At 62.1% G+C, this 7725-nt stretch carries 11 protein-coding genes; 8 read left to right on the top strand and 3 right to left on the bottom strand.

Annotated elements, in window-relative coordinates:
• A partial coding sequence (locus VJR68_RS19655) for a cytochrome c biogenesis protein/redoxin (protein WP_324150397.1) occupies positions 1–893 on the bottom strand: 893 nt, incomplete at its 3' end.
• Between the two features lie 274 nt (positions 894–1167).
• Here VJR68_RS19655 and VJR68_RS19650 point away from each other — a divergent pair.
• The 6 genes from VJR68_RS19650 (at position 1168) to VJR68_RS19625 (ending at position 4881) form a co-directional block, all read left to right on the top strand.
• Positions 1168–1692 (top strand): RNA polymerase sigma factor, encoded by a 525-nt coding sequence (locus tag VJR68_RS19650; RefSeq protein ID WP_324150399.1) that lies wholly within the window; start codon positions 1168–1170, stop codon positions 1690–1692.
• Between the two features lie 5 nt (positions 1693–1697).
• A complete protein-coding gene (locus VJR68_RS19645; RefSeq protein WP_324150396.1) occupies positions 1698–2348 on the top strand; it encodes an NrsF family protein in 651 nt (216 codons plus the stop codon).
• A 176-nt stretch (positions 2349–2524) separates the two neighbouring features.
• A complete protein-coding gene (rsfS, locus tag VJR68_RS19640; RefSeq protein ID WP_324150395.1) occupies positions 2525–2914 on the top strand; it encodes a ribosome silencing factor in 390 nt (129 codons plus the stop codon).
• A 278-nt stretch (positions 2915–3192) separates the two neighbouring features.
• Positions 3193–3663: a 23S rRNA (pseudouridine(1915)-N(3))-methyltransferase RlmH gene (gene rlmH, locus VJR68_RS19635; RefSeq protein ID WP_324150393.1), complete on the top strand. Its 471-nt coding sequence runs from the start codon at positions 3193–3195 to the stop codon at positions 3661–3663.
• 43 nt (positions 3664–3706) lie between these two features.
• Positions 3707–4156, top strand: coding sequence for a GNAT family N-acetyltransferase (locus VJR68_RS19630; protein WP_324150392.1), 450 nt, complete (start codon positions 3707–3709; stop codon positions 4154–4156).
• A gap of 149 nt (positions 4157–4305) precedes the next feature.
• The gene (locus VJR68_RS19625; protein WP_324150391.1) at positions 4306–4881 is read left to right on the top strand and encodes a Maf family protein; all 576 of its coding nucleotides are present in this window, start codon (positions 4306–4308) and stop codon (positions 4879–4881) included.
• Between the two features lie 133 nt (positions 4882–5014).
• Here the strand turns inward: VJR68_RS19625 and VJR68_RS19620 are convergent, their stop codons facing one another.
• Complete coding sequence (locus VJR68_RS19620; RefSeq protein WP_324150390.1) at positions 5015–5809, bottom strand: CPBP family intramembrane glutamic endopeptidase; 795 nt, start codon at positions 5807–5809, stop codon at positions 5015–5017.
• A 22-nt stretch (positions 5810–5831) separates the two neighbouring features.
• Positions 5832–6227 (bottom strand): MAPEG family protein, encoded by a 396-nt coding sequence (locus VJR68_RS19615; protein WP_324150388.1) that lies wholly within the window; start codon positions 6225–6227, stop codon positions 5832–5834.
• Between the two features lie 101 nt (positions 6228–6328).
• Between VJR68_RS19615 and ypfJ the strand changes: the two genes are divergently transcribed.
• Together ypfJ and VJR68_RS19605 are read left to right on the top strand one after the other, a co-directional pair.
• Positions 6329–7195 carry a KPN_02809 family neutral zinc metallopeptidase gene (gene ypfJ, locus VJR68_RS19610; RefSeq protein ID WP_324150387.1) on the top strand — a complete coding sequence of 289 codons (867 nt, stop codon included), beginning with the start codon at positions 6329–6331 and terminating at the stop codon, positions 7193–7195.
• A 43-nt stretch (positions 7196–7238) separates the two neighbouring features.
• Positions 7239–7604, top strand: coding sequence for a YkgJ family cysteine cluster protein (locus tag VJR68_RS19605; protein ID WP_324150385.1), 366 nt, complete (start codon positions 7239–7241; stop codon positions 7602–7604).
• The last annotated feature ends 121 nt before the right edge of the window (positions 7605–7725 follow it).

The raw sequence follows: 7725 nt of genomic DNA, 5'->3' as shown, positions 1-7725 counted from the left end.
ATGCAGTTGATGCAGGAGTACGTCCAGAAATCCACCAATACGACTTTGCCGCGCAGGGTTTCAGGCGAGAGTGGCGCGCTGTTGAACCACTGTGTGGCGCCGGCCAGCGAAGGCAGTTCGCCTTCCACCGGCAAGGATGCGCCGGCTTTCGGTGCGGGTGCGGCCTGCACAGGCGCCGGGCGCACGGCATCGATCAACTTCTGTTCGAGGCCACCGGTGCTGGCGAGCGAAACGCGCGTCAGCAAACCGGTATCCACGCCCATGGCAATCGCGACCACGCCGACAAGTACCAGCGCACCCAAGGCGCGGCGCACCCATTCACCGGCACCCAGCGAACGCTTCATCAGCGCAAACACACGGCCGCCGACCAGCAAAGCCAGCGCGAGCGATACCGCCGCGCCGGCCGCGTAAGTAAGCAGCAGCAACGTCGTTTCCACGCTGGCGCCCTGCAGTGCCGCGCCGGTCAGCAACAAGCCAAGAATCGGGCCGGCGCACGGCGCCCACAGCAGACCAGTGGCAACACCCAGGCCCGCGGCGGACCACGGCGAATCCTGGTTGGCGTCTGCTTTTTCCGTCAGCCGATTGCCGAGGCGCACGAACGGCCGGCTGATCCAGTCGGCGAAGTGCGGCAACAGCAAGGTCAAGCCGAGCACGGCCAGCACCGCCAAGGCGAGGTAGCGTCCATATTGATTGGCATGCACGGCCCAGCCACCACCGACTGCCGCCAAGGTGGCGACCAGCGCAAACGTTACGGCCATGGCGATCAGCATCGGCAAACCGTTGCGTGCGAACGGCCGGTCGGCGCGTGCAAACACAAACGGCAGCACCGGCAGAATGCATGGACTCAAGATGGTGACGACGCCACCGAAGAAGGCAAGGATCAACAACAGCATGACGGTCTCGCGTGTCTCGTTTTCTGACAGGGTATTCGCTGCGCGAGCGCCTGCGTTACATGCTTGCCCGACGTAACCGAAACGCTTTGACGGGCGAATCAGCCTGTGTAATCCGGATTGATGACAGGTCATGTCAGCCAGCTCATCCTTGACCTTTGACGGCCCATGGGTCCTACTACGCCAGCCTTCGTCGAGGAGGCTGAATAGCGACAAGGCCGTGTCCACCGAAACCCCAAGTGCCAGCGAACAGGCTGACCGGCAACGGGCAGCATGGATGGCCGCCGCGCAAGCCGGCGACCAGCGCGCCTACACGCGCGTGCTGAACGATTCGGTGGCATTGATCCGCGCGGTGGCCAGAAGGCAGGGCGTGGCGGTGGATGCGCTGGATGACGTAGTGCAGGAAACCCTGCTTACCGTGCATCGCGTGCGGCATACCTACGACCCCACGCGTTCCTACGATGCATGGCTGGCCGCCATCGCCGCGCGCCGCGCCATCGACATCTTGCGCAGCCACGGCCGCCGCGAGCAGCGCGAAGTGCACGACGAATTCGCCTTCGACACCCATGCCGATCGCGACGATGCCAGTGCCGGCGCCGAGCGTGCGCAAGAGGCGCAGCGCCTGCGCAAGGCGATCAAGACCCTGTCGCCGGGACAGCGTGAGGCAGTGGAACAGCTTGGCTTGAAGGAGCGCTCGCTGGCCGAAGCTGCCGAACAGACCGGGCGCAATACCGGTGCCCTGAAAGTGAATCTGCATCGCGCCTTGAAAACCCTGCGCGATCGCTTGCATGGAGAACCTTGAAAGCAATGTCTGACGCAAGCCGCCATGACGCCCTGATCGACGCGCTCGGTGCGGAGCTGACGCCCGTGCGGCGTCTGCTGCCGCCGTGGCGGCGCGCGCTCGGCTGGCTGCTGGTGGTGTCGGCCATCGCCGCGGTGCTGTTCATGCGTTATGGCTGCACCACCATGCTGCGCCGCTGGGATGCGTTGCCCGACCTGGGCGTGGGCGCGTGCGGCGGGGTCATCACGGCGATCACCGCGGCGCTGGCCGCGTTCGTGCTGGCGGTGCCTGGCCGCTCGCTCAAATGGGCGTGGCTGCCGGTGCCCAGCACCTTGCTCTGGATCGGCGCCAGCGGTCTGGGCTGCCTGCGTCTCCATCTGCCGGGGACGCCTGTAGTGGATATGCACGTTGCCAACGATTGCCTGATTTTCATCACCAGTTATTCGGTGCCGTTATCCGCGCTGATGATCTGGTTGATTCGGCGCGCCTGCCCGCTGCGGCCGGTCATGACGGCGGTGCTGATCGGGCTGGCGAGTGCGGCCGCCTCGGCAAGCCTGCTGGAGATCTGCCACAGCTACGATGCCACCGCCTCGGATCTGTTTTTGCATGCGCTGGCGATAGCCATCGTGATCGGTGCGAATGCCGCCATGGGCGGACGGTTGCTGTCGCGGGCGTGAGCCGATGCTTCTCTTGCGTATGGCTTCGTTTACGACGCCATAGCGCGGCGCGCCGAAGTCGGCCAAACCCTGATGAATGTTAAGAAAAAAGCGCTTGACGTCCCGTTACAGCAAGGCGGATATACTGCGCTTGCGCGATCCCGCGCTGCCGAAACCGCCCGAAGAGGCCCCAACTCTTGACCACCATCCGTCATACCAAGGCCGTCAACACGGCCGCCCTGCGCAAGACCGTCATCGCCGCCCTTGAAGATCTCAAGGCCAAGGACATCCGGGAAATTGATGTACGCGGCAAAACCTCTATCGCCGACCTGCTCGTGATTGCTTCCGGCACCTCGGCACGCCACGTGAAATCCATCGCCGACGAAGTCGTCAAGTTCGCCAAAGAGGCGGGCGTGATGCCGCTGGGTGTCGAAGGCGAGCGGGAGGCCGAGTGGGTGCTGGTGGATCTGGGCGACGTCATCGTGCACGTGATGCTGCCGCGCATTCGCGAGTTCTACGGCCTGGAACGCCTGTGGACCGTGGGTGACCGCGACGCCGAGGGCGAAGCTGCCCTGGCTACGGGCTAGGAAATGAGCCTGCCCCATGCCCTCGCGTAGCCCGCGTTGCTTCTGAGAGGCCGTCAGGTGGTAGTGCGTGGCGCAGCGCCAGACTGGCCGTCTGGTCAAGCCGCGCGCTACCGCATGGCGACCTCTCAGAAGCAACCCTTCGGGCCGGGTCTGTTTGCCCGCATGACTGCGTCATCACTCGGTTGTGTATCGACATACACGCCCTTGTTCTTCCTTGTCCTGCGCGCAAACAGATCCCGGCGCGGGCCACGCGAGGGCATGGGGCAGGCTCAATAGGTATGCGTGCCCGCCTGATCGCCATCGGCGAACGCATGCCTGCATGGGTTGCAGAAGGGTTTGCCGAATACCGCAAACGGCTCTCCCATGATTTGCCCCTCGAATTGATCGAACTGAAGCCTGGCACGCGGGGCAAAGGCCGCGATGATGCGCGCGCGATGCACGACGAAGGCGCCGCCATCCTTGCCGCGTTGCCGCGCGATATCCAAGTGATTGCACTCGATGGCCGCGGCAAGACCTGGTCCAGCGAGGAACTGGCCGAACAGTTGGCGAAATGGCGCATGGCCGGGCGCGATCTGGCCTTTCTTATCGGCGGCCCCGATGGCCACGCGCAGGAAGTGTTAGCCCGCGCCGATCAAAAGTGGTCATTGGGACCGCTCACCCTCCCGCATATGCTGGTCCGGCTGGTGCTGGTGGAGCAGCTATATCGCGCAACCACCTTGCTGGCAGGTCATCCGTACCATCGCGCATGAAGGCGATGGCGCGCGCCGTCATTGCATTGTCATCGGAGTTGTCATGCGCTTTCAGGTTCGGCCGGCGAGCATCCACGATCTCGATACGCTTGTACCGTTGTTCGATGGCTATCGCCAGTTTTATCGGCAAGCTAGCGATCCCGTACGTGCGCGGACTTTTCTTGCCGAGCGTTTTGAACATCTCCAATCGGTGATTCTGCTGGCGTGTGACGAACAAGGCGCAGGCCTTGGTTTCGTGCAACTGTTTCCCCTGTTTTCATCCGTGCGCACGGCGCGCATCTATCTGCTGAATGATCTGTTCGTGGCCCAGGTTGCGCGCAGACAGGGCGTGGCGAGTGCTCTGCTCACCGCCGCAGCGGATCATGCGAAGGCGCTCGGTGCAGCGCGGTTGTGGTTGCAAACGGAGCAGGTCAACGCACCGGCGCAGGCGTTGTATGAATCGCTTGGGTGGCAGCGTGACAATGACTTTTGCGATTACGGTCTCACGCTCTAGCCGCAGCCAAGCGCACCCCTCACAGACTGGGATGGCATCCCCACTTTCATGCAAATGTCATGCTGGGATGTCATCCCAGCCTACAAAACCGTTGTCACGGCGGTTGCGGTAAGGTGTGCTTTGAATTCCCGTAAGGAACCTGGTGATTCATGCTCTATCTTGCCTCCCGATCGCCACGTCGGCGCGAATTGCTCGGACAGCTTGGAGTGACCTTTTCGATTCTCGATGTGGACGTGGCCGAAGTGCCCTTCCCGGAAGAATTGCCGGTGGATTACGTGCGGCGCGTGGCGCGCGACAAAGCACAGGCCGGCTGGGAAACGCTGGAACGCAGCGCCCAGGTTGATGCGCTGGTGCTCGCCTCGGATACGGAAGTGGTGCGGGGCGACCGCATCTTCGGCAAGCCGAAAGATGCCGACGATGCAGTGCAAATGCTGCAGGCTCTCTCCGGTCGAACGCACGAAGTGATCTCGGCGGTGTGCGTGGTATCGGCCAAGCGGGAACATGACGACGTCTGCATCTCGCGCGTGCGTTTTGCGGAACTGAGCGAAGCGGAAATCGCCGCCTATGTCGCGACCGGCGAACCGTTCGGCAAAGCGGGGGCGTATGCCATCCAGGGCAAAGGGGCTACGTTGATCGAATATCTGGAAGGGAGTTATTCCGGCGTGATGGGCTTGCCGGTGTTCGAGACGGCGAAGCTGTTGCGGACATTCGCAATAGCCGTGTGACTGTGTAGGTTGGGTTAGGGCAGCGTAACCCAACAAATCGCTCCGAAAATGTTGGGTTACGCTGCGCTGACCCAATCTACGCCAATTTATCGTGGCTGTTGGGATCCGCGTTCCGCTCCCCGCAAGTGCAGCATCACTTGACCGCGAGCAACGCTACCAGCGCAAACAGGTTGTACAAGCCATGCGCCAGAATCGATGGCCATAACGAACCGGCTTTCAATCGCAACCAGCACAGCGCGACTGCAAACAACATCAGGTTCGGCAGCGCGTACCACTGAAAATCCAAGCCAGCCAGATGCACGAGGCCGAACAGCACTGCGCATATCGCCACGGACGGCGCAACCGACATCCGCTGCATCAAGGCCGAAAGCAACACGCCGCGAAACATCAACTCTTCAACCATCGGCCCGATCGTGACCGCTACGATGCCTAGTGGCAGACGCAGGTTGCGTGACGAGTGTTGAGTGAGTTCCTGTACGTTCTGCGTCACGTCATGGCCGTGCGCGAGCAGTTGCGTGAGCAACGCGCCAAATGGCGGCATCACCACGCCGACCAGCAGGGCCGCGATATACCAGCGAGAACTGTATGGTGCATTGAATCCGAACCCCGGTGGTTCGGCTTGCAACCAAAGCTGTGGCCACTGGCGGCGCACCAGCCAGAACAGGAGCAGTGCGATCAACGGTAACGCCACTACCATCAGCATCGTGCTGCTGTCGGTTTGCCGCAGCACGTTCATCACGTGCTTGTGCACGTCGGCAAACGAAGACTGCGGATGGCGGATTTTTTCCAGCACGCCAACAGCCAGGCCCATCAGTACGCCGGCACCGACCTGCAACAGGAAATACAACAGCACCAGGCCAATGGCGTGCAGTACGCCCGGAATTCTGGAAGAAGGCAGCGGTGCAGCCGGTGGGGCCGGCTTGAACATCGGGGTGTCCTCGATACGCAGGTCAGCCGACCAGCAGCGCGCGGCCCAGACCCAATACCGCCATCACCAGCGTCGCCGCCCAGCCCACCATGCCAACCATGTAGCCGGCCCCGCGCTTACCGGCGTCGCCAAGGTAAGCCACGGCGTACCACACGCGCCCCAAGACCCACACCAGACCGGCGATACCGGCCCAGAACACGTAGCCGTAATGCGCCGCCAACCATAATGTCGGCAGAAACATCACTGTGTTTTCCAGGGTATTCATCTGCACGCGGTAAGCGCGTTCGAACACCGGGTGGCCGCTGATGGCGGGGGCCTGGATGCGGTACTTGCTTCGCGCATGGCCCACCACCCACATCGTGCCGAATTGCAGAAGGACCGTCAGCAGGGTGACCAGGGCGGGCAGGTTTTCAGTCATGTGGTGCACGCGTGTGGAAAAGGATGTGCCACTGTAGCGTTTTGATGCGATGCTGTGGAAGTTGGCCGGCGTTGCACGGCGGAGCGCATGAGGGAGGCGTTATGGACTGGCAGAAAGGCGAAGAAAGTCAGAACGTCGAAGTCGACCAGGGTGGCGGTGGTGGTGGCCGCGGATTCGGTTTTGGCGGTGGCCGAATGGGCATTGGCGGCCTGCTGATTCTGGCCGTGCTGGGCTGGATCTTTTTCAAGAACCCGCTGGCGCTGCTCGACCAGGGCGGCGGACAGCCGAACAGTTATGCGCCAACTAGCCAGCCGGCGCAGGTGGATCCACAGCAAAAGGAATTCGTGAGCCGGGTACTGGGTTCCACCGAAAAAACCTGGACCGATATTTTTGCCGGGATGGGCCGTACCTATGCCGACCCAAAGCTGGTGTTGTTCACCGGCGGCGTGAATACGGCGTGTGGCGCCGCGTCCACGGCAGTGGGTCCGTTCTATTGTCCGGGTGACCAGAAGGTTTATCTGGATCTGGATTTTTTCCGCGAGCTGCAGACACGTTTCCATAGCAGCGGCGATTTCGCGCGTGCTTATGTCATTGCGCACGAAGTGGGCCACCACGTGCAGGACCAGCTGGGCATCTTTGCCAAGACCAGCCAGCTGCAGCGGCAAGGCGCAGCGATGCAAGGCGCTACCGGCCTTTCCGTGCGGCAGGAATTGCAGGCCGATTGCTTTGCTGGCGTGTGGGCCAACCGCACGCAGCAACGCCTGCAATGGCTGCAACCGGGTGACGTGGAATCCGCGCTCAATGCAGCCAGCCAGATCGGCGATGACACCTTGCAGCGTGAGGCGCGCGGCACGGTGGTACCGGATTCGTTTACGCACGGCACCTCGGCGCAGCGGGTGAAGTGGTTCAAGACCGGGTTGGAGAGCGGGGATATCCGGTCGTGCAATACCTTCAGCGACGCGTTGTAACAATGCAAAAACCTGCGCCAGGGGGCGCATTCGTTCCATCGCCATGATTCATCCCTGTTTGCGCTGTGGCGCGTGCTGCGCCAGTTTCCGCGTCGCCTTCCATTGGAGCGAGGCCGAGCCGTCCACGGGCGGCCAGGTGCCGGTGGAACTTACTGAAAAGCTCGATCCGCATCGCCTGGTGATGCGTGGTACGCAGGCGTATCAGCCGCATTGCATTGCGCTGGAAGGCAGCATTGGCGTAGCGACCCGCTGCAGTATTCATCCGCAACGCCCGTCGGTGTGCCGTGAGGTGCAGCCGGCTTGGGAATCTGGCCAGCCCAGCCAGCAATGCGATAGAGCCCGCAGCATGCACGGGTTACCACCGCTAACGCGCGAAGACTGGGCCGCCTTTAATCTTACTGTGTCATAAAAATCAATGTAATATGTGTATAACTTGATGCCATGGGTGAGATGCGATGAGGACGGTGTCAAACCGCTTCGAGAAGTATCTGGAGTACTTGGCGGAAGGACTGGGTCATGCTGATCGCCAT

Source organism: Dyella sp., assembly GCF_035277725.1.
In the GTDB taxonomy this organism is placed as follows: Bacteria; Pseudomonadota; Gammaproteobacteria; order Xanthomonadales; family Rhodanobacteraceae; genus Dyella_B.
The sequence above is the reverse complement of the archived record's forward strand: the minus strand, read 5'-3'. Positions and strand labels throughout refer to the sequence as shown.

Coding starts and splice junctions, on each gene's coding strand:
- VJR68_RS19650 (WP_324150399.1), top strand. CDS start 1,168: ATGGCCGCCGCGCAAGCCGGCGACCAGCGCGCCTACACGCGCGTGCTG.
- VJR68_RS19645 (WP_324150396.1), top strand. CDS start 1,698: ATGTCTGACGCAAGCCGCCATGACGCCCTGATCGACGCGCTCGGTGCG.
- rlmH (WP_324150393.1), top strand. CDS start 3,193: ATGCGTGCCCGCCTGATCGCCATCGGCGAACGCATGCCTGCATGGGTT.
- VJR68_RS19630 (WP_324150392.1), top strand. CDS start 3,707: ATGCGCTTTCAGGTTCGGCCGGCGAGCATCCACGATCTCGATACGCTT.
- VJR68_RS19625 (WP_324150391.1), top strand. CDS start 4,306: ATGCTCTATCTTGCCTCCCGATCGCCACGTCGGCGCGAATTGCTCGGA.
- VJR68_RS19620 (WP_324150390.1), bottom strand. CDS start 5,809: ATGTTCAAGCCGGCCCCACCGGCTGCACCGCTGCCTTCTTCCAGAATT.
- VJR68_RS19615 (WP_324150388.1), bottom strand. CDS start 6,227: ATGACTGAAAACCTGCCCGCCCTGGTCACCCTGCTGACGGTCCTTCTG.
- ypfJ (WP_324150387.1), top strand. CDS start 6,329: ATGGACTGGCAGAAAGGCGAAGAAAGTCAGAACGTCGAAGTCGACCAG.
- VJR68_RS19605 (WP_324150385.1), top strand. CDS start 7,239: ATGATTCATCCCTGTTTGCGCTGTGGCGCGTGCTGCGCCAGTTTCCGC.